At 73.9% G+C, this 21,692-nt stretch carries 24 protein-coding genes; 11 read left to right on the top strand and 13 right to left on the bottom strand.

Features of this window, described 5'->3' with window-relative positions; translation table 11 throughout:
• Positions 1 to 24: 24 nt before the first annotated feature.
• Positions 25 to 855, top strand: coding sequence for a pentapeptide repeat-containing protein (locus ALMP_RS01780; protein WP_264924165.1), 831 nt, complete (start codon positions 25 to 27; stop codon positions 853 to 855).
• Here ALMP_RS01780 and ALMP_RS01775 read toward each other — a convergent pair.
• Positions 817 to 2,325 carry a cytochrome P450 gene (locus ALMP_RS01775; RefSeq protein WP_264924163.1) on the bottom strand — a complete coding sequence of 503 codons (1,509 nt, stop codon included), beginning with the start codon at positions 2,323 to 2,325 and terminating at the stop codon, positions 817 to 819. The genes ALMP_RS01780 and ALMP_RS01775 overlap by 39 nt on opposite strands.
• A gap of 105 nt (positions 2,326 to 2,430) precedes the next feature.
• Here ALMP_RS01775 and ALMP_RS01770 point away from each other — a divergent pair, with 105 nt between their 5' ends.
• The 3 genes from ALMP_RS01770 to ALMP_RS01760 are packed head-to-tail and all read left to right on the top strand — an operon-like array spanning position 2,431 to position 4,597.
• Positions 2,431 to 3,045 (top strand): TetR/AcrR family transcriptional regulator, encoded by a 615-nt coding sequence (locus ALMP_RS01770; RefSeq protein ID WP_264924162.1) that lies wholly within the window; start codon positions 2,431 to 2,433, stop codon positions 3,043 to 3,045.
• Positions 3,046 to 3,068: 23 nt separating this feature from the next.
• Positions 3,069 to 3,845, top strand: a complete 777-nt coding sequence (locus ALMP_RS01765; RefSeq protein ID WP_264924160.1) for a hypothetical protein — start codon at positions 3,069 to 3,071, stop codon at positions 3,843 to 3,845.
• 26 nt (positions 3,846 to 3,871) lie between these two features.
• Complete coding sequence (locus tag ALMP_RS01760; protein ID WP_264924159.1) at positions 3,872 to 4,597, top strand: DUF2470 domain-containing protein; 726 nt, start codon at positions 3,872 to 3,874, stop codon at positions 4,595 to 4,597.
• Here ALMP_RS01760 and ALMP_RS01755 read toward each other — a convergent pair.
• From ALMP_RS01755 to ALMP_RS01735, 4 genes are all read right to left on the bottom strand, one after another.
• Positions 4,565 to 5,788 carry a lactonase family protein gene (locus ALMP_RS01755; RefSeq protein WP_264924157.1) on the bottom strand — a complete coding sequence of 408 codons (1,224 nt, stop codon included), beginning with the start codon at positions 5,786 to 5,788 and terminating at the stop codon, positions 4,565 to 4,567. The two genes, ALMP_RS01760 and ALMP_RS01755, sit on opposite strands and share 33 nt — an antisense overlap.
• Positions 5,789 to 5,906: 118 nt before the next feature.
• Positions 5,907 to 7,160: an FUSC family protein gene (locus ALMP_RS01750; protein ID WP_264924156.1), complete on the bottom strand. Its 1,254-nt coding sequence runs from the start codon at positions 7,158 to 7,160 to the stop codon at positions 5,907 to 5,909.
• A 93-nt stretch (positions 7,161 to 7,253) separates the two neighbouring features.
• The gene (locus ALMP_RS01745; protein ID WP_264924155.1) at positions 7,254 to 7,748 is read right to left on the bottom strand and encodes an FBP domain-containing protein; all 495 of its coding nucleotides are present in this window, start codon (positions 7,746 to 7,748) and stop codon (positions 7,254 to 7,256) included.
• A 289-nt stretch (positions 7,749 to 8,037) separates the two neighbouring features.
• A complete protein-coding gene (locus tag ALMP_RS01735; protein ID WP_264924154.1) occupies positions 8,038 to 8,634 on the bottom strand; it encodes an HD domain-containing protein in 597 nt (198 codons plus the stop codon).
• Positions 8,635 to 8,794: 160 nt separating this feature from the next.
• Here ALMP_RS01735 and ALMP_RS01730 point away from each other — a divergent pair, with 160 nt between their 5' ends.
• The 4 genes from ALMP_RS01730 to ALMP_RS01715 all read left to right on the top strand — a co-directional run bounded on the left by ALMP_RS01730 (position 8,795) and on the right by ALMP_RS01715 (position 11,705).
• A complete protein-coding gene (locus ALMP_RS01730) occupies positions 8,795 to 8,923 on the top strand; it encodes a hypothetical protein (RefSeq protein WP_375803411.1) in 129 nt (42 codons plus the stop codon).
• 25 nt (positions 8,924 to 8,948) lie between these two features.
• On the top strand, positions 8,949 to 9,911 hold the full coding sequence (locus tag ALMP_RS01725; protein WP_264924153.1) for a phosphotransferase family protein: 963 nt from the start codon (positions 8,949 to 8,951) through the stop codon (positions 9,909 to 9,911).
• Positions 9,912 to 10,067: 156 nt separating this feature from the next.
• The gene (locus tag ALMP_RS01720; protein ID WP_264924151.1) at positions 10,068 to 11,357 is read left to right on the top strand and encodes an ROK family transcriptional regulator; all 1,290 of its coding nucleotides are present in this window, start codon (positions 10,068 to 10,070) and stop codon (positions 11,355 to 11,357) included.
• 81 nt (positions 11,358 to 11,438) lie between these two features.
• Positions 11,439 to 11,705 carry a hypothetical protein gene (locus ALMP_RS01715; RefSeq protein ID WP_264924149.1) on the top strand — a complete coding sequence of 89 codons (267 nt, stop codon included), beginning with the start codon at positions 11,439 to 11,441 and terminating at the stop codon, positions 11,703 to 11,705.
• Between the two features lie 91 nt (positions 11,706 to 11,796).
• Here the strand turns inward: ALMP_RS01715 and ALMP_RS01710 are convergent, their stop codons facing one another.
• The 4 genes from ALMP_RS01710 to ALMP_RS01695 form a co-directional block, all read right to left on the bottom strand.
• On the bottom strand, positions 11,797 to 12,825 hold the full coding sequence (locus tag ALMP_RS01710) for an SDR family oxidoreductase (protein ID WP_264924148.1): 1,029 nt from the start codon (positions 12,823 to 12,825) through the stop codon (positions 11,797 to 11,799).
• 310 nt (positions 12,826 to 13,135) lie between these two features.
• Positions 13,136 to 14,323 (bottom strand): aromatic acid exporter family protein, encoded by a 1,188-nt coding sequence (locus ALMP_RS01705; RefSeq protein ID WP_264924146.1) that lies wholly within the window; start codon positions 14,321 to 14,323, stop codon positions 13,136 to 13,138.
• Positions 14,320 to 14,976 (bottom strand): HAD family hydrolase, encoded by a 657-nt coding sequence (locus tag ALMP_RS01700; protein WP_264924145.1) that lies wholly within the window; start codon positions 14,974 to 14,976, stop codon positions 14,320 to 14,322. The genes ALMP_RS01705 and ALMP_RS01700 overlap by 4 nt, the downstream gene beginning before the upstream one ends.
• A gap of 40 nt (positions 14,977 to 15,016) precedes the next feature.
• Positions 15,017 to 16,054: a PHP domain-containing protein gene (locus ALMP_RS01695; protein ID WP_264924144.1), complete on the bottom strand. Its 1,038-nt coding sequence runs from the start codon at positions 16,052 to 16,054 to the stop codon at positions 15,017 to 15,019.
• A 139-nt stretch (positions 16,055 to 16,193) separates the two neighbouring features.
• Here ALMP_RS01695 and ALMP_RS01690 point away from each other — a divergent pair, with 139 nt between their 5' ends.
• Complete coding sequence (locus ALMP_RS01690; RefSeq protein ID WP_264924143.1) at positions 16,194 to 17,003, top strand: SDR family oxidoreductase; 810 nt, start codon at positions 16,194 to 16,196, stop codon at positions 17,001 to 17,003.
• A 193-nt stretch (positions 17,004 to 17,196) separates the two neighbouring features.
• On the top strand, positions 17,197 to 17,433 hold the full coding sequence (locus ALMP_RS01685; protein ID WP_264924142.1) for a hypothetical protein: 237 nt from the start codon (positions 17,197 to 17,199) through the stop codon (positions 17,431 to 17,433).
• Between the two features lie 27 nt (positions 17,434 to 17,460).
• Here ALMP_RS01685 and ALMP_RS01680 read toward each other — a convergent pair whose 3' ends face one another.
• The 4 genes from ALMP_RS01680 to ALMP_RS01665 all read right to left on the bottom strand — a co-directional run bounded on the left by ALMP_RS01680 (position 17,461) and on the right by ALMP_RS01665 (position 20,108).
• On the bottom strand, positions 17,461 to 18,087 hold the full coding sequence (locus ALMP_RS01680; RefSeq protein ID WP_264924141.1) for a VanZ family protein: 627 nt from the start codon (positions 18,085 to 18,087) through the stop codon (positions 17,461 to 17,463).
• 94 nt (positions 18,088 to 18,181) lie between these two features.
• Positions 18,182 to 18,844, bottom strand: a complete 663-nt coding sequence (locus tag ALMP_RS01675) for a DUF4230 domain-containing protein (protein ID WP_264924140.1) — start codon at positions 18,842 to 18,844, stop codon at positions 18,182 to 18,184.
• Positions 18,845 to 19,008: 164 nt separating this feature from the next.
• On the bottom strand, positions 19,009 to 19,389 hold the full coding sequence (locus tag ALMP_RS01670; protein ID WP_264924139.1) for an anti-sigma factor antagonist: 381 nt from the start codon (positions 19,387 to 19,389) through the stop codon (positions 19,009 to 19,011).
• Positions 19,390 to 19,670: 281 nt separating this feature from the next.
• Positions 19,671 to 20,108: a MarR family winged helix-turn-helix transcriptional regulator gene (locus tag ALMP_RS01665; RefSeq protein WP_264924138.1), complete on the bottom strand. Its 438-nt coding sequence runs from the start codon at positions 20,106 to 20,108 to the stop codon at positions 19,671 to 19,673.
• A 104-nt stretch (positions 20,109 to 20,212) separates the two neighbouring features.
• Between ALMP_RS01665 and ALMP_RS01660 the strand changes: the two genes are divergently transcribed.
• Complete coding sequence (locus ALMP_RS01660) at positions 20,213 to 21,667, top strand: aldehyde dehydrogenase (protein ID WP_264924136.1); 1,455 nt, start codon at positions 20,213 to 20,215, stop codon at positions 21,665 to 21,667.
• Positions 21,668 to 21,692 lie beyond the last annotated feature (25 nt).

Here is a 21,692-nt window from a genome sequence, read left to right as displayed (position 1 = left end):
CCGCAGGTCAGTAAGGTGGACGGAATGCGAGAACAGAAGGTGGACCGGGACGGCCTGCGCGGCGACTGCGAGAACTGCTTCGGGCTGTGCTGCGTGGCCCTGCCGTTCGCCCGGTCGGCGGACTTCGCGCTCGACAAGCCGGCCGGCACGCCGTGCCCCAACCTGCGCGAGGACCACCGCTGCGGCATCCACACCCGGCTGCGCGAGAAGGGCTTCACCGGCTGCACCGTCTACGACTGCTTCGGCGCGGGCCAGAAGGTCTCCCAGGTCACCTTCGGCGGCCGGGACCGGCGCACCGGTGGACCCGAACACAGCCGGCGTATGGCCGAGGTCTTCCCGGTCGTCCGCCAGCTCCACGAGCTGCTGTGGTACCTCACCGAGGCGCTCACCCTGCCCGCCGCCCGCCCCGTCCACGGAGAGCTGCGCCGCGCGCTGGAGCGGACCGAGGCGCTCACCCGGCTGGGCCCCGGGGAACTCGTCGCGCTGGACGTGCCCGCCCACCGGCAGGAGGTCAACGTCCTGCTGCTGAGGACCAGCGAGCTGGTGCGGGCCGGTATACCCGGACGCAAGAAGGAACGCCGGGGCGCGGACCTGATGGGCGCCCGCCTCAAGGGGGCGAACCTGCGCGGGGCGAACCTGCGGGGCGCCTACCTGATCGCGGCCGACCTCACCGGCGCCGATCTGCGCGGCGCGGACCTCATCGGCGCCGACCTGCGCGACGCCGACCTCACCGACGCGGACCTGACAGACGCCTTCTTCCTGACCCAGCCCCAACTCGCCGCGGCCCGGGGGACCGCCGGCACCCGACTGCCCGGGTCAGTCGTCCGTCCCGCGCACTGGGCGGGGCAGGGCTGAGCCGGTGGGTTCGGCGGTGGCGGTGGCGCGTCGGTCCAGGTGCAGGCGCAGGCCCTCCGGCATGAGGGTCAGCCGCTCGGCGACCCGTAGCCGGTAGGCGGGGTCGGGGCGCAGTTCGTAGCGGCGCAGCAGCAGGCCCAGGACGAGGGTGGCCTCGTGCAGCGCGAACTGCCGTCCGATGCAGGCCCGCGCGCCGGTCCCGAACGGCTTGAAGGTGTGCGGCGCCCGGGCACGGACCGCGCCGGCCTCGAAGCGGTCCGGGTCGAAGCGTTCGGCGTCGGCGCCCCACACCTGCGGGTCGCGGTGCAGCATCGGCGTCAGCACCAGCGTCCACGCGCCCCGCCGCATCGGGTGCTCCCCGGCCAGCACGGTGTCCTCGCGGGCCTCCCGGGCGAACGCGGGCGCCGTCGGCCACAGCCGCAGCGACTCGTCCAGCACCCGACGCACGTACCGGAGCCGGGCCACCTGGTCGTAGCCGGGCACCGCCGTTCGCCCCCACACCTGGTCCACCTCGGCGCGGGCGCGGGCCGCGACGTCCGGGCGGCGGGCGAGGTAGTGCAGGGCGAAGGAGAGCGCGCCCGAGGTGGTCTCGTGTCCGGCGACCAGGAAGGTGATGACCTGGCGGCGCACGTTCTGCGCCGAGAGGCGTTCCCCGGTGCTCGGATGGGCGGTGTCCAGCATCCGGTCGAGCAGGTCGCCCTGACCGCCCGCGCCGGCACGGCGGGCCCGGACCAGGTCGTCGACCGTGCGGTTGAGGTAGGCGATGTCGGCCGCGTTGCGCCGCGCCGCCCGCGGCAGCAGCCGGGGCGACGGCACGGTGTTCAGCCGCTGCGCGTGGCTGAGCGTGCCCACCATCGCCGTCACGAAGGGATGCGGCCGGGAGCGCTCGAAGGACCCGAAGTCGTGGCCGAAGCCGGTGCGCGCGATGGTCTCCAGCGTCAGCTTCGTCATGTCGCCGGGCACGTCCACGGCCCGTCCGTCGGCCATCGCGCGGTCCCAGTGGCCGGTGAGCCGCTCGGCGACGTCCAGCATCATCGGGTGGTAGGCCTCCATCGCCTCCCGGCTGAACCCGGGCGCCAGCACATCGTGCGCCAACTGCCAGTTCGGCTCGTGGTTGTACGCCGTGAACAGCCCGTCCCCGGCGACCGGCCGCAGATTGGCGATGCCCAGCCCCACATGCTTGGCGAACCGCGTCTCGTCCGCCAGGTCGGCGACGAGCCGCGCGCCCCACACGAACACGAACTCCCGGCCGAACGCGCGGCGCCGGAAGATCGGCCCGAGCCGCCGGGCGTGCCGCAGCGAGTCCTGCACGGGCGTGCTCCGGCTCACGCCCAGCACGTCCCCGAGGAGCGGCAGTCGGTACGGCGGATGCGGGATCCGGTGCAGTTCGGGCCAGCCCAGCTCGGCCCCGCGGAAGCCCTTCGGCACCGCCGCCGCCGCCGAGGTCGCCCCGGTCGTCGTCTCCGCCATGACGCCATCTCCCTTGACTGCGGCCGGTCGAGCATGTTGTACGCGGGTTCAACAACGCGCTCAGTCTGGGCCCGCTGTTGAACCGACGTCAAGTAAAGTGCGGGCATGGCCGCGAACCAGGGCGGGCGCACTCGGCGCCGCCTCAGCACCGGGGAACGCAGGGAACAGCTGCTGTCGGTCGGCGCCCGGCTGTTCTCGGAGCGCCCGTACGACGACGTGTGGATCGAGCAGGTCGCGGAGATCGCCGGGGTCTCGCGGGGGCTGCTGTACCACTACTTCCCGACCAAGCGGGACTTCTTCGCGGCGGTCGTCGAGCGCGAGAGCGAGCGGATGCTGCGCATGACGGCGGCCGTGCCCGGTGTCCCCGTGCGCGAACAGCTCACCGCCGGCCTGGACACCTTCCTGGAGTACGTGCACGAGCACGCCCACGGCTACCGCGCCTTCCACCGCGCCGACGCGGCCGGCGACCAGGCCGTGCGCCGCGTCTACCAGCGGGCCCTGGCGGCGCAGGAGGGCCAGATCCTGGCGGCCCTCGCCGCGGACCCCGAGTTCGGCCCGCTCTTCGAGCGACGCCCCGACGTACGCCTCGCGGTGCGCGGCTGGCTGGCGTTCACGACGGCGGTCTGCCTGGAGTGGCTGCGCGGCTCGGAGCTGTCCCGGGACCAGGTGCGCGATCTGTGCGCGCGGGCGCTGCTGGGGGTCGTTTCGCCCACGGGGTGATCCGCGGTGGGGGAGAATCGAGCATGTCTTCCTCCGCTCCGGCCTCGCCGGACCCTGTGGCCTCGTCGCACTCCCAGGTCTCCTCGGAGTCCCAGGTCTCCTCGGACTCCCTCGCCTCGTCCGAAGCGATCCGTGCCTTCCTCGTCGAGCAGGTGAACAGCATGCTGAGGCGGCTCGGCATGTACGGGGGCGAGCCGGCCCTGTGGGCGGCCCTGCGGCATCTGTCGTTCGTCGAGCAGGGCACCGAGGCATGGGAACGGCAGTGGCGGACCTGGCTGGAGCGCGCCGGCCGGGCCACGGGCGTGAGGGGAGTCTTCCGGGACATGTCGCCCGGCCACCGCGTCCAGGAGGACGCTCTGGCGTCGGTGTACGCGGAGTTCGCGCGCGGGCGCGGCTGGCTGGTGCCTGACCGTGTCCTGGACGCCGACGCCTGCGCGCGGGTGCGTGACCGGGCCCGGGCCTGGGCGGGTGAGGACCGCACCTGGTCGGACGTGACCACGGAGTTCGGCGAGCCCGCCCTGACGCTGGGCGGCACCAACCCTCTCTACGGCAAGACGCTCGGCTACTTCGGGGCCGACCCGGCGCAGCCGGCGGTCTGGTTCCACCTCCACAACGGCGCCGAACCGGAGGGGGAATGGCCGCCGAAGCGCGCGGAACCCGTGCTGCTCGCGGTGCGCTGCGGGGAGGACGGCCCTCTGGACGACACCTTCACCTTCACCCCCGAGGGGTGGCGGCTGATGCCCGAGAACGACGGGTGTGGCCACCACGGTTGGCGTCGCCCCGAATCTCCGATAGGTTAGGCAAGGCTTACCTAAGGAGGTCTGGGATGGGTGACAGCCACAGCTGGACGGCCGCGCCTGCCGCGGCCGAGCGGGCCCGGTCGGTGCTCGCCGCCGCGTGGTCCTGCGCGGTGACCGCGGGCGGCGGCCGCGAGGAGTTCGTCGGCGCGCACACCGTCGACGAGGACGGACGGGTGCTCCTCCGGGTGCCGGAGGACAGCACCCTGCTCACGGCGGCCATCTGCGCCCCCCGAGGAGAGCCGTCCGCCGTGCTGGAGTTCGCGGACGTCGCCCCCGTGCCCGTCCGCAACCGCATCCGGGCCCGGCTGTGGCTCGCCGGCTGGTTCACCCCCGAGGACGGCAGCCTCGCCTTCCACGCCACCCGCGTCGTGCTCAAACAACCCTCCGGCGCGGTCGTCGTCGACCTCGACGAGTTCGCCGCGGCCGCACCCGACCCGCTCGCCACCGCCGAGGCCCAGCTCCTCACCCACCTCGCGGACGCCCACCCCGACGCGGTGGAGCGTCTCACCCGGCTCGTCCAGCGCGACAGCCTGCACGGCGTCGTCCGCGTCCAGCCGCTCGCCGTCGACCGGCACGGTCTGACGCTGCGCATCGAGCGCACCCGCGCCCACGGCGACGTACGCCTGCCCTTCCACGCGCCAGCGGACGACGTCGGGCAGCTCACCGAGCGCATGCACGTGCTGCTCACCCAGGCCGCCACGGCCTCCTGCCCGCGCGCCCTACACCGGCAGCGCGCAGACGGCGACGGGTGAGGCGAACGGCTCGCCCGCGAGCGCAAGGCCGCCGCTCGCGCCGTCCACGCGGAACACGCTGACCGTGCCGGAACGCTGGTTCGCCGCGAACAGCAGGCCGCCGTCCGGGGAGAGCGCGATCTGCCGGGGGAAGTCCCCGGCCACCGCGACCGTGCCGAGCAGCCGCAGCCGGGCCCCGTCCGCCTCCACCGCGTACCGCGCGAGCGTGTTGTCACCGCGGTTGGCGAGGAAGGCGTGGGCGCCGTCCGGTGTGACCGCCACCTGCGCCGGATAGTTGGGGTCCGCCTTCGCGCCCGTGGACTGCGGCGCGCCGACGGTCAGCCGGCCGGTGGCCGGGTCGTAGGCACAGACCGTGAGCGTGTCGTCGGCCTCGTTGGCGAGGTAGGCGTACCGGCCGCCCGGATGGAACGTGAGGTGGCGCGGCCCGGCGCCCGGCCGGGTGTGCGCCTGCGCGACCTCCGTCAGCGTGCCCGACGTCTGGTCCAGGCGGTAGGTGTAGACCGTGTCGGTGCCGAGGTCGACGGCGAGGACATGACCGCCGTCCGGCGCGGTGACGAACTGGTGCGCGTGCGGTCCCTCCTGTCCCGGCCCGGGCGCCGGACTGCGGTGGACGACCCGGTCGGTGCGCTCGCCGAGCGCCCCCGAGGCGTCGATCGGGTGCACGCTCACGCTGCCCGAGCCGTAGTCGGCGCTCAGCAGCCAGCGCCCGCCCGGATGCACCGACACATGGCACGGGTGCGCTCCGCCGGTGGCCCGGCTGCCCAGCACCTTCCGGTCGGCCAGGCGCACGGCCGTGACCGCGCCCCGCTCGCGTTCTTCCACCGCGTAGAGCGTGCGGCCGTCCGGGTGCACCGCGAGGTACGACGGGTCCTGGACGCCGGTGACCGTGCCCACGCCGGTGATCCGGCCGGACACCGGGTCATAGGTGGCGAGGCCGATGCCCCGGCCGCCGCCCTCGGCCGATGTGTAGGTGCCGAGGTAGAGCGGACGGGGGCCGGAGGGCCGGCGGGAGGCCCCGGGCGAGGCGGTCGGCCGGGCGGCCGGCGTGCGGGACGGCGTCGCCGCCCCGGCGGGCGGATCCTGTGACGCGCCGCCGCAGCCGGCCGCCGCGGAGGCCGCGGTCGCGCCCAGCACCCCGACGAAACGCCGCCTGCTCCAGCCACCGCTCGTCGCTCGCGTCCCACTGCCCATCTGCCGCACCTCGGGTCGTCGTCCGTCACCGCCGTGACCACCACCCTGACGCGCGCGGACCGCGGAACGCAAAACTCCGGCCGCGTCGCGGCGGCCCTCCGCCCGTACCGGCGCTTCCTCAGCGGAAGGGTCCGCCGATCCCCGTGCGGCTGCGCCACAGGTCCTCCTGGACGCCCAGGCGCTCGCGCAGTCGGGTCAGCCGCGGCATCCGGGCGCGCTGCTCGCCCGAGACCCGGTCCAGTTCCTCCAGAAGGCGGCGGGAGCGGTGCTCGGTGTCCAGCTCGTCGAGGATGCGGTTGACCTCGGTGAGCACCGCGCCGTGCAACTGCCACTGGCGGGCGTCGTGCTGGAGCCGCTCCAGCAGCAGCTGGGCCAGTTTGTCGCGGCTGGCGGCGGCCTGCCGCAGCTCGGCGGTGAGACGGGCCTCGGCGGCGTCCGCGTTGAGGCTGACATGCGTGGTGACGAGCACCGCGAAGCTGACCACCGCGTCGGCGATCTCGGACAGCAGCCGCTCCAGCACCTCGCCCGTCTCCTGCGGGAACAGCGGCTCCGGCTCGCGTTCCTTCGCGAGGTCGGTGAGGGTGCGCGCGAGCACCCTGAGGACGACCGTGCAGATCTCCAGTGTGTCCAGGCCGGTGCGCAGCACCACCCGGTGCAGCAGGCCCTCGCGCACACGCGGGTTGAGCCGCAGGCTGTCCTCGGCCTGCCGCAGGGCCGCGTCCACCTCGACGATGTCGTGGTCGAGGCGGCGCGCCTCGTGCAGGCGGGCGGCGGCCTGCTCGGCGGGGGTGCGGCGGGCGGCCTCCTCACCGATGCGCAGCATCAGCTGGCGCACCCGGCGGGCCATCTGCTCGATGGACTCGCCCGCCTCCTCCACCCACACCGGAGGGGGCAGCAGGAGGTTGCAGCCGAGTCCGACGACCGCCCCGATCAGCGTCTCCAGGACACGCGCCCAGGCGGTGTCCCCGACGGTGGTGACCCCCAGCACCAGCATGGCGCTGATCGCCACTTCGGGGACGTACTCGTCGACCCGCACCAGGTGGCCGACCGCCAGCGAGGCGATGATGAGCAGCGCGAGGCTCCACCAGGTCAGACCCACCAGCAGGCTGAACGCGATGGCGACCAGCACCCCGGCCACCACCGAGTTGACCCGGCGCACCCCGTTGGTGAGCGTCGCGTACAGGGTGACCTGGACGACGAGCAGGGCGGTCAGCGGCGCGGTGAGCGGGGCGGCCTCGGGGCTCAGCCGCAGCGCGATGACATAGGCGACCGTCGCCGCCGCGGCGGACCGCAGGGCCTGGACGACCACGGGTTCCCGGTGCAGTCGCACGAACCGCACGAGCGGCGCGGCACGCTCACGTACATCTGCCATCCTTTGGCCAGTTCCCGTTCCTCAGGTGACTCGAACGTTTCTTCAGCAACCGGATGGTACGGGGCCCCGGGCCGGCCCGGTGAGGGGGGCCGGTCAGTCGTAGAGCTTGTCGAGGAAGGCGGAGAGGTTGCCCGTGGTGCGGGCGATCTGTTCCTCCAGGGTGAGGCTCTCCTCGAAGCGGCCGCCCGACTCCGGGATCTTCCTGCCTCGTACGTAGAGGGAACAGGCCAGGTCGGTGCACATGTACAGGCCCACCGAGTTGCCCTCGCGGCCCGCCGGGCCGGCCTTGCGGGCCGTCATCAGGGAGACACCGCCGCCGGGGTGGGTGGTCAGGCACAGCGAGCACATGCTGCGGTGCAGGAAGCCGCGCTGCGAGGACGGGAAGCGCAGGGTGACGCCGACGAGCCGCCCCTCTCTTTCGGCCACCAGGTAGCTGCGGTCGGGCGCGCCGGGGTCCCGCCAGCCCAGGAAGTCCAGGTCGGCCCACGGTCGTCCGTCGAGATCCCGCGGCACCGCCAGGCGCTTGGCCTCCCCCTTGGAACAGTTGACGAACGAGCTGCGGATGTCCTGCTCGGTGAGTGATCGCATGGGGGTGTTCTCCTGGTGCTGTCGCCCGAGGGCTCGGGTTTTCCCTAGGGGGTCTAGGTTCCCGGCTAGCGTAGACATCCACTGTCAGGGGCAGCCAGCGAATTTCCATGAGGCCACGCGCCGCTGGCGCCTCTGCCGTCACGGCCGTCGACGGCCACACCCCCCGGTGCGAGTACCCCGAGCGCGTAGGCGCGGGCGACGCGTTCCGTGCGGTTGGCCGCCCGCAGGCGGGCCGGTAGACGGCGCAGGCGGTAACCGCTCCAGCACATGCCGCCCGCTCCCGGTCCCCTCAGCCCCGCACGGGATGTGCCGACTGCCAGGCCAGCCGGCCGTCCGCGCCCTCACCGACCCGGGTGAGGAACTCGTCCAGCTCCATGAACTCCTCCCACACCGGACGTCCGCCCGCGCGCGACAGCTCCGCGACCACCAGATCCTCCAGCTCGGGCACGCGTTTGTTCTTCCAGACCTTGTCGGCCAGGCTCACCAGCAGGTCCTCGACGGCCGTACCGGCGGACCAGGAGGCGTGTCCGGCGGCGAAGCGCGCCAGCTCCGGCGGCACGCCGCGGCCCAGCAGCAGCTCACGCCCGGCCTCCTCGTGCCGCGCGCCCGGGCCGGACAGCTCGGCGGTGTGCACGACCTTGCCCACGTCGTGCGTGGCCGCGCCGAACAGCACCGCCTCCCGGTCCAGCGCCAGGTCCGGGCAGCGCGCGCCGGCCCAGTCGAGCAGCTGCGCGGCGACGTCGTGCACGGCCCGCAGATGGGCGACGAGCCGGGGCGGCGCGCCGAGGTCCCCCAGCAGTTCGGCGACCGGCGTGGGCAACGGCCGCAACGGCGGATCCGAGGTCTCGTCCAGGGCGATCGACAGCACGTGCGCGGCGGTGGTCATCGGGCCAGGGTAATCAGCGGCCGTCGTCCCGGAGCCGGGTCCGCGCCGTTCGGCAAGCCCCAGGTCCCTACCGCCTTCACCGCCTGGCTGGAGGAGGGTACTGCTCGGTGCCGGCGCCCGGGTGTACGTGTGCGGCGACGGCCGGCTGATGGCCCCCGGCATGCGGGAGGCATTGCGTACGCTGTACCGGGACCGCACGCCCGGCGCCGACGCCACGGCCGCCGGGGCATGGTTCGATGAGCTGATCGCGGCCGGGCGGTACGGCGAGGGCGGGTGCGCCGCCGGCTGACCGACGGAAGAGGGGTGGGCGCACGGTGGTGGACTCCTGGGAACGGGCCCGGCAGGCTCTGGCGTCGGCGGGTCTCCCACCCGCCCGCCTCGCCGGCCTGCAACCCCTGAGTGGCGGCACCTACAACACCGTCGAGGAAGTCCGCCTCACGGACGGCACCCGGTACGTGCTGAAGATCGCGCCCACGGTGCCCGGGCTGCGCCATGAGCGCCGACTGCTCGTCTCCGAGGCCGATTTCTACCGTGCGGCGGCCGAGGTCGGGGTACCGGCACCGCGCCTGGTGGTCCTCGACGATCCGCATCTGCTGATGACCCTGTGCCCGGGCGAGCCCTGGGACGGTTCGCTCCCGGAGGCCGAACGCGGCCCCCTGCGTACCGAGCTGGGCCGTCAGGTGGCCCGGCTGCACGAGGTGACCGGGCCGGGTTTCGGCTACCCGTCCGGCGCGCTCGGTCCGCTCGCCGCCGACTGGCGGACCGCGTTCACCGCGATGTTCGACGCCGTCCTCGACGACGCCCGTGACTACGGCGCCTGGCTGCCCCGCCCCGCCGATGAGGTGGCCGCCGTCGCCCGCGGCGCCCATGACGCCCTCGACGAGGTCACCGTTCCCCGTCTCGTCCACTTCGACCTGTGGCCGGGCAACATCCTGGTCGACCGCTCGGCGGGCGAGGTGAGGATCGGCGGTCTGATCGACGGCGAACGCATGTTCTGGGGCGACCCGCTCGCCGACTTCGTCTCCCTGGCGCTGCTGGGCGACATCCGCGCGGACGAGGCGTTCCTGGCCGGCTACCGGGAGGCCGGCGGCCACGCCGTCTTCGACACCCCGGCCCGGCTGCGCCTCGCCCTCTACCGCGCCTACCTCTACCTGATCATGCTCACCGAGACGATGCCCCGGGCGGCCGACGAGGAACACCACCGATGGGTCCGGGAGGCGGTCGCCCCGGAGCTCCTGCGGGCGCTGGACGAGATCGAGCACGCGGGCGACCTCTAGCTCAGGCCCTCGACGCACCCCTTCGACGCGCTCCTCCGGCTCACGCGGTACGGCTCGCCCCCTCGGGATCACACCGTGAACCAAGGGGGGACGAACGGCGTCCGCACCGTGCCGTGACGGTATGTTGCAGGCCGGGCAGGGGGTGAAGGGAGCCACATGGCGGGGCCGAACGGGCGTACGGTACGCGATCTCAGGCGGGCCAGCCGCACGGCCGTCCTGCGACGGCTCTACTTCGACGGACCCCTCAGCCGCTTCGAGCTCGGCCCCGTCACCGGCCTCAGCTCCGGTTCGGTCAGCAATGTCGTCGCCGACCTCGTCGCCGACGGGCTGGTGGAGGAGGCCGGCAGCGTCGACTCCGACGGCGGGCGGCCCCGCACCCTGCTGAAGGTCGCCGCCGCCAGCGGCCACATGATCGGCGTGGACGTCGGCGAGACCCGGATCCGCGTCGAGCTGTTCGACCTCACCCTCACCGAACTCGCCCGCGCCGAACGCCCCGTGGAGCGGCGCGGTTACGCGGTGGAGGACGTCGTCGGCCACATCCGCGACGGCGTCGCCGAGGTGCTGGACGCCGCGGACCTGCGCCCCGAACGCCTCCTCGGCGTGGGTGTCGGCGTCCCCGGCATCGTCGAGCACACCCCCGACCGGGGTGCCGTCGTGCACGGCCAGACCATCGGCTGGGACGCCGTCCCGCTGGAGGAACGGCTGCGCGAGGTCTCCCCACTGCCCGACACCGTGCCGTACTTCATCGACAACGGCGCCAGGACGCTCGGTCAGGCCGAGATGTGGTTCGGCGGCGGACGCGGGGCGCGCAACGCCGTCGTCCTCCTGTTCGGCTCCGGCGTCGGAGCCTGTCTCGTCACCCCCGACGTCGAGCAGGGCCGGGCCGTCGAGTGGGGGCACCTGACCGTGCGGCTGCGGGGACGCCGCTGCCGGTGCGGCGCCCTCGGCTGCCTGGAGGCGTACGCGGGCGCCGAGGCGCTGCTGGAGCGCTGGCGGGAGGCGGGCGGCCGGCCGCCCGAGGGCAGCGACGAGGAGAGCGCGCTGACCGCGATGCTCACCGCCGCCCACCCGGCCGGCGACGCGACGGCCGACCCCGCCGCCCTCGCCGTCCTGGAGGAGACCGCCGAATACCTGGGCGCCGGCCTCTCCGACCTGATCAACCTCTTCCAGCCCGAGCGCGTCCTCATCGGCGGCTGGGCCGGCCTCCGGCTCGGCCCCCTCCTCCTGCCCGCCGTACGGCGCCACGCCACCGCGTACGCGCTGCGCCATCCGGCCGGGAAGGTCACCGTCGAACTGGGGCGGCTCGGCCCCGACGCGGTCACCATCGGCGCCGCGATCCTGCCGCTGGCCGACTTCTTCTCCCGCGGCGGCCACCGCGCCGGCGCCTTGCCCGCCGGCCCGGCGCCCGCCCGGCGCACGCCCCTGGAGGGACGCGCCCCACGCTGACGTTTCGCCGAACACGGCGGAGGTACTTGCCTGGGACTGTCCGATCAGCCGTACGCGGCACGACCCCGAAGGGAGGACACCGTGGCCGGCCAACGCCCCGAAGCGCCCGGCGAGAACGGCACGCCGATCCCGCGCGACCTGCCCGACCAGCAGGTCCACGAGGGCGAGAAGGACCCCTGGGACGCTTCTTCGGACGAGGAGGGCGCGCGGACGCAAGGGCAGCCGGACGAGCAGGAGTCCGCCACCGACGTCCCCGACACGGACGAGGCGGGCACCGGCCGTCGGGGCGCCCCGCACGCGGCCACCGTCCACCCCGAACAGCCCGTCCCCGACGAGCCGTCCGCTTGAGACTCCCGAGACACGCGACCTCCTGAGACACGCGAACGGCCCATGAGACCCGACACCGCCCTCCGGCTCACCGGAGGGCGGTGTCACGGGTTCAGCCCACCTTGCGCCCGCGCAGCGGCTCCGTCGGCGCGCCCTCGCCGGCCCGCAGACCGTGCCAGAACTCCTCCAGCACCTCCGTCGCCGTACGCTCCGGGCGCCAGCCGAGGTCGACACGCGCGCGCGTGCAGTCCATCAGCGGCAGCCGCAGAACCGCGTCGAAGAGATGCGGGGAGGCCGGCAGCAGGCGCAGGTTCCACGCCGCGGCGATCGCCGAGCGAGCCGCCGTGCGCGGCAGCCGCACCGGGCGGGCGTCGAACATCTCGCCCAGCAGCGCCGCGTCGACCGGCGGATCGGCCGCCAGGTTGAACGCCCCGCGCACGTCCGTGCGCACGGCGAGCCGGTACGCCTCCGCCGCGTCCTCGGTGTGCAGCGCCTGCACCCGCAGCCCCGGGACGTCCGGCAGGAACGGCAGCAGGTCCGGTCGGGCGGCGGGTCCCGGCAGGAGCCGCCCGCCGAAGATCCGGCGCTGCTCGCTCGCCGACTCCCGTTTGAACAGGAACGCCGGCCGCATCCGCACCACCCGCACGTCCGGGTGGTCACGCTCGAACGTGTCCAGGGTCCGTTCCAGGTAGGCCTTCTCCCGGCAGTACGCGGCGTCCGGCCAGCCGTGCGTCGGCCACGACTCGTCCACCGCCCGGTCCTTGGGCCCCGGCGAGTACGCGCCCACCGAGGAGGCGTGCACCAGGACGGGCACCCGGGCGGCGGCCACCGCCTCGAAGACCCGGATGCTTCCCAGGACGTTCGTCCGCCAGGTCCTCGCGGGATCGTGCGTCGGCTGGAACGCCCACGCCAGATGCACCACCGCGTCCGCGCCCTCGAACACCTCCGCCGGCTGCGCCTGCTCCGAGGCCAGATCCACCGCCGACCACTCCGTCTTCGGCGGCGCCCAGTCCGGGATCCGCCGGGCCAGCCCCACCACCGACCCGACCTCCGGATCCTCCGCCAGGAGCCGCACCACACTGGTGCCGACATTGCCGGTCGCGCCCGTGACCACGACCTTCCTGCCCGACCCGCTGCTCACCGTCGACTCCTCTCGCCGTGTCCGGCTGGAGCGACCCGAGTACCCCCAGGGGCGTGCCCTACGAACGCGGTCGGCGCCGGACACGGGAAAGCCCCGACCGGACGGGGGAAGCACGGTCGGGGCGGACCTGAGGTGGGCGCGGACGGCGGTCGCCTCTCGGCGAAAGGCTCCACAGGGCTTCAGCCGAACGATCGTCCCTGTGGGCGGAGGTCGAGGCCCGGGGACACTGTCCCGTCCGCACCCACGGCCGGTTCAACGGGAAACCATCGGCCGGTGTTCCCCCGCCCGCCGCCGACCGCGGTGAGCCGCGTCACGCCTGCCGGCTCTCCCGCCGGGCGCCGGGAAGGACCTCGGCCCAGAGGTTCTCCGCCTGGAGCAGCAGCGTCCCGAGCACGGCCGTGTGCGCCGCGCCCCGCCCCGCGTGGTCGCGCAGACTGTCCTGCAACCGGGCGCGCAGCTCCCGCATCTCCGCCTCGCCCCGGTCCGCCCGGCCCGCCCCGTCGAGAGCGGTGGGGCCCGCGCGCAGGAAACGGTCGGCCTCGGCCCGGCACGCGTCGCCGATCAGCTCCAGCAGCCGGGCGTAGACCCGCAGCGCCGCCGCCTCCGGCGGGGCCGGGGCGCGGTCGTCGTCGGCCGCGACCGCGAGGGTGCGGGTGAGGGCCGTGACATGTTCCGCCACCCGGCTCCAGCGGCCGTCCTCCCACTCCGGCGGCACATCGAGCGGCACCCGGTGCAGCGCGCGCAGCGGGCCGGTCGTCAGACGCAGGCTCTCCCGGCTCCAGCCCCGCGCCGACCGCAGGCCCTCGCACCGCCGTTCCAGCCGGCCGGCACCCCGCGACCAGTCGTCGGCCGTCGTCCCGTCCCACTCGCCGTCGGCCAGCCCGGCGGCGACCGCGTGCAGCGTCTCGCCCGCCTCCCGCGCCAGCGCCGCGAGGTTCTCCCGCACGTCCCGCAGATGGACCGGCGGCAGCACCAGCGCGTTGACCACCACCCCGATCACCGCGCCGAGCGCCGCCTGCCCCACCCGGTGCCCGACCGCCGACACCGACACCGCGCCCGAGGCCAGCGTGAACACCGCCGTGGTGGCCGCGTAGATGCCCTGGTCGCCGAAGCGGGGCCAGTGCGCCAGCAGCATCAGCAGCGGGACGGACAGCGCCAGCGCGCCCAGGGTGTCCCCGGTCAGCGCCTGCGCCGCCGAGGCGAGCAGCGTGCCCGCGCAGATCGCCGTCCACTGCTGGGCGGCCTGGCGCAGCGAGCCGTACACCGTGGTCTGCACCAGCACCAGCGCCACCCAGGGCGCCATCAGGGCCATCGGGTCGCCCAGCCAGACGCTTCCGACCAGCCAGGCGAGCACCGCGGCCAGCGTCGCCTTGAGCGACTGCACGATCAGGTCCCGCTCGCGCCCGGGCCCGCTCCGGGCCGCCCGTACGGCCCGGGCGACGGCACCCGCCTCCCGGCGTACGGCCTCCGTCCAGCGTTTCCCCACCCCGATGCTCATGCCAGCGGGCTGTCCTCCAGGGACGCCAGCAGGTCGGCCGGGTCGGCGTAGACCGCCTCGGCGCCCGCCTCCTCCAGATCGGCGCGCGGGACACCGCCGCACAGCACGCCCACGCAGCGCACCCCGGCCCGGCGACCCGCCCGCATGTCCCATACCGAGTCGCCGACGAACACGGCCCGCTCGGCGGGCACGCCGGCCAGTTCCAGGGCGTGCTCGACGGGCTCGGGCGCGGGCTTGCCCCGCTCGACGTCGTCCGCGCTCGCCGTGGCCGTGATCGCCTCGTCGGCGTCCAGGGCGCGGCGCAGCGCCGACAGTTCCGCCCCGCTCGCCGAGGTGGCGAGCACCACCTTCCAGCCGTCGCCGTGCAGCCGCTCCAGCAGCGCGCCGGCGTCCCGCAGCGCGGCCAGCCGGTCGAAGTACTGCCCGTACAGCGCCTTGTGGGCGGCGCTCAGCCCGGCGTCCTGGTCCTTGTCGCGGTCCTCGCCCAGGAGATGGGCGATCAGGTCGGTGGACGACAGGCCGATCGCCCGGTGCACGGCGTGTGTCGGCACCCGGTGCCCTGCCTGGCGCAGGGCCTCCCACCAGGTCACGACATGGAGGTGGTTGGTGTCGACGAGGGTGCCGTCGACATCGAAGACGGCGGCGCGTTCCATCCGGGGAGTCCTTCCTTCGCGGGGAGCCCCGGGTACCACGTCAGCCACCCGCCACGCCCGCCGGCACCCGCCCCTGTCGGGTCCAGGACAGCAGGTCCGCCACCGGCCAGGTGGTCACCACCCGCTCCGCGGGCACCCCGCACTCCTCGGCCCGCTCGCAGCCGAGGATCTGCCAGTCCAGCTGGCCCGGCGCGTGCGCGTCGGTGTCCACCGAGAACAGCACTCCCGCCTCGACGGCCCGCCGCAGCAGCCGCCGGGGCGGGTCCAGCCGCTCGGGCCGGCTGTTGATCTCCACCGCGGTGCCCGACCCGGCGCACGCCGCGAACACCTCGTCGGGGTCGAACCGCGACTCCGGCCGCCCGCGCCCCGTCACCAGCCGGCCGGTGCAGTGCCCGAGCACGTCGGCGTGCGGATCGCGCACGGCCCGCACCATCCGGCGGGTCATGGCACGCTCGTCCATGCGCAGCTTGGAGTGCACCGACACCACGACCACGTCGAGCCGGTCCAGCAGCTCCGGCTCCTGGTCGAGCGAGCCGTCCTCGAGGATGTCGCACTCGATGCCGGTCAGCAGCCGGAACGGCGCCCAGGTCGCGTTCAGCTCCTCGACCACGTCCAGCTGCCGCAGCAGCCGCTCCGCGGACAGCCCGCGGGCCACCGTCAGCCGCGGCGAGTGGTCGGTCAGCGCCATCCACTCGTGCCCGAGCGCGATCGCCGCCCGGCCCATCTCCTCGATCGGGCTGCCGCCGTCCGACCAGTCGGAGTGCACATGGCAGTCGCCGCGCAGCGACGCCCGCAGCCGGGAGCCGCCCGCGCCGAGGGGCCCGCCGACCTCGCCCTCCAGCTTCTCCAGATACGCCGGCACCCGCCCGTCCAGCGCCTCACGCACCACCTGCGCGGTCTTCGGGCCGACCCCTTTGAGCGACTCCAGCGTGCCCGCGGCCGCCCGCTCCTCGACCTCCCCGGCGGGCAGCCGCCCCACCACCGCGGCCGCGGTGCGGAAGGCCCGCATGCGGTACGTCGGCGCGAGCGACCGCTCCAGCAGGAAGGCGATCCGCTCCAGGGCCTCGACGGGATCCATCGGCACCTCCTGGCCTCTTCCTGGCTCCAGGGTTCCCCGACCGCGCCCGGTCCGCACGGCGACGGGCGACGCGGTTTGTCCGGCACGCACCCGGGTACTGCGACGTCCCACCACCCCCGCCGTCCGAGGAGGCCCCGCGATGTCCGCCCCCGCCGCGCCCCGCCCCAGGGTGGCCGTGATCACCGGAGCCGACTCCGGCATCGGCCGCGCCACCGCCGTACGCCTCGCCCAGGCCGGGATGGACATCGGCATCACCTGGCACAGCGACCTCAGGGGTGCCGAGGAGACCGCGGAGGAGGTCCGCGGGCACGGCCGGCGGGCCGCCGTCGCGCAGCTCGACCTCACCCGGCTGCCCACCGCCGCCGGCACCGTCGACGAGCTGTGCGACCGGCTCGGCCGCCTCGACGTCCTCGTCAACAACGCCGGTACGGGCACCATGACGCCCTTTGTCGACCTGGAACTCGACGAGGTGCGCCGGGTGCTGGACGTCGACCTGATCGGGCCGTTCCTGTGCGGGCAGAAGGCGGCCCGGCACATGATCCGGCAGGGCGACGGCGGCCGGATCGTCAACGTCACCTCCGTCCACGAGCACCAGCCGCGCGTCGGCGCCGCCCCCTACTGCGCGGCCAAGGGCGGCCTCGGTCTGCTCACCCAGGTGATGGCGCTGGAACTCGCCGAGTTCGGCATCACCGTCAACGCCGTCGCCCCCGGCGAGATCGCCACCCCCATGACCGGGCAGGAGGACGTCGACGTGCACACCGTGGAGCGGCCGGGTGTGCCGCTGGGCCGCCCCGGCGACGCCCGCGAGGTCGCCGCCGTCATCGCCTTCCTCGCCGGGCCCGACGCCTCGTACGTCACCGGGGCCTCCTGGAGCGTCGACGGCGGCATGCTGCGGATGGGCCCGCAGGCCGGCTCGCACCTCACCGGCGACGACTGGCGTCGCCCCTGAGCCGACGAGACAGCGCACGAGTTCCTGCTGTTCGACCAGGGCCGCACGGTCGCCCCGTCCTCTCCCGGCTGGGTGAGCACGGCGCCTTCGGACGGCCGGCCACTCAAGGCGCGGTGGAGGCGGCGGTGCCGGATCCGCTATACGGGGAAATCGGGTGATTCGTACCGGCCGGTTGCGTCTTACGCTCTATGTCATGACCGAAATCGCGAGCCCTTACATCTCCCATCCGCGGATCACGGTGCTCGGGGTGCAGCCCGGCACATCGCCGTTCCGCATCGTGGAAATCGACGGTGAGGTGGTCGGTGAGGCGAGGACCGTGACCGACGTCCTCCAGACGGCCGCCGCGTTCGGCATCACGGTCCACGACCTCGACGACCCGGACGTGGTGCGCTGGGTGGGCGGCGACCGGTACACCTGGTCCCCGCGCTAGCCGCCCGCTCGCCCCCGGCGTGCGGCGTCACACGCGCCGCTCGCGTGCGTGCACCGCCCGGCTGACGCGCCGGCCCAGCAGCAGGTAGCCGATCAGCGCGCCCGCCGTGTTGAGGATGACGTCGTCGATGTCGAAGGCGCGCCCGGTCACCAGCGCGCCCTGGGCGAACTCCACCGACAGCATCACGCACGCCGTCAGCAGCAGCACCCGCACCAGCCCGCGCGCGCGGGGCGCGAGGACCGGCACCAGGACGCCGAACGGCACGCCCAGCAGTAGGTTGCCGCCGATCTGCTTCACCGCGTCGCGCAGTTCGGGCTGGTCGAGATAGGCCCGCAGCGAGCGGCCCGGACGCAGGTTGGAGTGCACCAGCTCCTCGGACGCGGGGGAGGGCTCCAAGGTGAGGCGGGCCAGGACGACGGCGAAGGCCACCATGAACGCGAAGGCGCACACCATCGCCAGCAGCCGCAGCGGGAACGGCAGCGGACGGCGTTCGCCGCGCCCGCCGTCCCGCGCCCGCCGTCCGGCGGGCCGGGACCGCCCGGGCTCGCGGGCGGGCTCGGCGGGCGCCGTCGGCGGTGCCGAACCGCGCGGGCGCAGACGGGACGCGACCCGCCCGATGAGGGAGGCGGACGGACGTGAGACTGCACGGGCCATGCGGTCCTCCGGGTGTCCAGCTGCTCTACGTCAACTTCCGTGCGTCATAAGGCGGTTACCCGCGGACGGCCCGAGGATGCGGCCCGCCGTCCGGTCAGCTGCCGTAGGACACACGCACCTCCTTGAAGCCGAGGGAGCGCAGCAGGCCCTGGAGCATGCCGGTCGTGTTGGTCTCGGCGCGCGCGGTCAGCTCGCTCTCCTTGGCCGCGTCGGCGATGTGCCGCACGGCGAGCTGCTGCACGGCCTGCTCGCTGTTGGGGTTGTCGGAGAACAGGTCGCCGAGGCGGTCGAGGAGACCGCGCTGCTTGGAGACCGCGTAGGAGCTGTCGGGGTCCAGGGCCGGGGTGCCGAGCCGGGCGTGGGGCAGCCGCAGCGTGGCCGACGTGCGGGCGTCGTCGACCGTCACGTCCTTGTCGTCGACCTCGCCGAGATCGACGTAGGCGTCCACGGTGCCCGCCCCGACGTACAGGGTGCGGGTGCCGCGCAGCGCGTCCGGGAGGTACTTGGCGTCCTTCTCCAGGTCCACGACGACCTGGAACGTGCCGGAGGCGGCCTCGTAGCGGCTCATGTCCTGGATCGACTTGAGCAGGGCGGGGCCGGAGCGGTCGTGGGTCTCGGTGCCGAAGAAGTCGCGCAGGCCCGGCAGGAGGCTCAGCCGGATCCCGGCGAACATCACGACGAGCACGGCCACGACAGCGGTGAGCGCCTTGGCCCAACCGGGCATGCGCCTCGGGAGGCGCCTGATGGGAGTCGTCATGCCGACGGTCCTCCTTCCTGGGGAACGGATTCCCGTCGAACTCCTTGCCAGACCCTGTTGTTGACGTTCCGTGACAGAGTGGGGCGGGGCGGGACGGTTGGGACTGAAGAGTCACCCGCCTGCGGCGCGCGCGGTGGCGAGAAGCACGGGGTGAGGCCCCGCGTTCATAACGAGCCGGACGTGGCCTCCGGCCGTTGCAGGGCCGCATCCAGTGTCGGCGCGGCCGGCAGCAGCCGCAGCAGGCCGGTGGCGCGCAGGACGCGCAGGGTCAGCGGATGGTCGCAGACGAGGTGCAGCTGCCCGCCGTGCTCCAGGACGCGGTTGCGGGCCCGGTGGAGCAGGCGCAGTCCGGAGCAGTCGAAGAAGTCGATGCGGCTCAGGTCGAGCACCACCCGAGGGGCGTTGCCGGCGGTGGCGTCGTCGAGGTGCGGGGCGATCTCCGTCTCGGCGACGATGTCGATCTCGCCGTGGAACTCCAGGACCGTGTACCCCCGGTCCCTGCGGACGCGCAGATGCGGGGTGTCCGCGGTGGGTTCCTGCTGCACGACGACATCGCCTCCAACGCCGCTCCACCGGTCGGGAGCCTCCAACGGCGGGGCAGCGCACAGCAGTTCCCCGCTCCAGCAAGTTACCCCCGATGGAGTGAATTCCAGCATGTTCGGTTGACATATGTCTTCGAATTGAGGGCGTGTCTCGACCGAGTTTTTTCGCGCCGTGAACGAAGCCGTGAACCAGGCCATGAACCAGGCCGTGAACGAGGTCGTGAACGGGTCGGACGACCCGCGCGCCGGGCCCGGGAGGTCCTCGGGGGTGCCCCGGAGGATCGCTACGACAGCGCCTGCCACGCCTTGGTCAGCGCCAGCCGGAACTGCTCGCTCTGGTGTGCCGTGAGGTCCCGGACCATCCGTTCCTCCAGCTCCCGCACCGGCCCCTCGTGTCGCGCGAGCAGTTCGCGCCCCTCCTCGGTGAGCAGGATCAGCAGCTCGCGCCGGTTGCGCGGATTGCGCTCCCGGCGGATCAGGCCGCGGCCCTCCAGGGAGCGCACCAGGTCGGCGATGGACTGGGCGGTGACGAAGGAGTCCCGGGCCAGCTGGGCGGCCGACAGCCCGTCGTGGCGCTCCAGCACGGTCAGCGCGGTGTACTGCAGGGCGGTGATCCCGGAGGGTCGGACCAGTTCGTCGAGGTGGGATCGCACGACCAGTTCCACCTGTTTCACCATGTAGAGGAGGGACGGGGGTGCCTTGGTTGTCTGGGTGCCGGCCATGGGGCCGAGCCTAGAGCATTGACAGGAAACCTGTCTGTAATGAGACTGCGCACCAACAGGAATCCTGTTGGTTGAAATCTTAGCGACGATGCTGAGGAGTGGCGATGACCACCTTCGAGATCGACCCCGGTCGGCTCTTCATCGGGGGACAGTGGCGCGAGGCCGCCGACGGAGCGCGCACCGAGGTGGTCGACCCGTCCCGGGGCGCGGTCGTGACCACCGTGGCGGAGGCGGGCGCCGCCGACGTGGACGCGGCGGTACGCGCCGCCCGCGAGGCCTTCGACTCCGGCCGGTGGTCGGGGCTCAGCGGCCGGGAGCGCGGCCGGATCCTGTACCGGGTGGCGGAGCTGATCCGGGAGAACGCCGACGAGATCGCACGGCTGGAGAGCCTCGACGTCGGCAAGCCGATCACCCTCGCCCACGCCGTGGACGTGACGAACGCGGCCAACGACTACGAGTACTTCGCCTCCCTCGCCTACACCCTCGACGGCGCGCAGCGCGAGACCCCGCTCAACGCCCTCGCCTACACCAGGCGCGGGCCGCTCGGGGTCGTCGCCGCGATCACCCCGTTCAACTTCCCGCTGATCCTGGCCGGCTCGAAGATCGCCCCGGCCCTCGCCGCCGGCAACACGGTCGTCCACAAGCCCGCCGACGAGACCCCGCTGAGCGCCCTGTACATGGCCGGGCTGCTCCAGCGGGCCGGTGTCCCCGACGGCGTCGTCAACGTGGTCACCGGCAGCGGACCGGTCGCCGGTGAGGCGCTGCTGCGCCACCCCGGCGTCGACAAGATCGCCTTCACCGGCTCCACCGCGATCGGCCGGCACGCGGCGAGCGTCGCCGGCGAGAACCTGAAGCCGGTCACCATGGAACTCGGCGGCAACGCCGCGCACATCGTCTTCGAGGACGCCGACCTGGAGAAGGCCGTCGGCGCCGTCATCAAGGGCTTCGTCTTCAACACCGGCCAGTTCTGCATGGGCGGCCCGCGCCTGCTGGTGGCCCGCCCGGTCTACGCCACCCTGCTCAACATCCTCGCCGACGCCGTCCCCGGCGTGCCCGTGGGCGACCCCCGCAAGCCGGAGACCGTCATCGGCCCGATGGCGGCGGAGAGGCACCTGCGCAAGGTCGAGGAGTACGTCGCCATCGCCCGCAAGGACGGCGGCCGTGTCGTCTGCGGCGGCGAGCGGATCGAGCTGGACGGCGGCTACTACTACCAGCCCACCGTGATCGCGGACCTGCCCAACGACTCCCGTGCCGTCCAGGAGGAGATCTTCGGCCCGGTCCTCACCGTGCAGGCCTTCGACACCGAGGACGAGGCCGTCGCCCTCGCCAACTCCACCCCGTACGGACTGGCCTCGGGGGTGCAGACCGGCGACCTGGCCCGTGCCCACCGGGTCGCCGACCGGCTCCAGGCCGGCATCGTCTGGGTCAACGACTGGGCGATGCTCGACCCCGCCGTCCCCTTCGGCGGTGTCAAGGACTCGGGCTTCGGGCGCGAGTACGGCCCCGAGGCGCTCGCCGCCTACACCAAGGTCAAGTCCGTCGTCGTCTCGCTCGACTGAGCGCCGCACCCCAGGAGTACGCCCG

The sequence above is a fragment of the Streptomyces sp. A012304 genome (assembly GCF_026008495.1).
Classification (GTDB): Bacteria; Actinomycetota; Actinomycetes; order Streptomycetales; family Streptomycetaceae; genus Streptomyces.
This window is presented reverse-complemented; position numbering and strand designations above follow the sequence as displayed.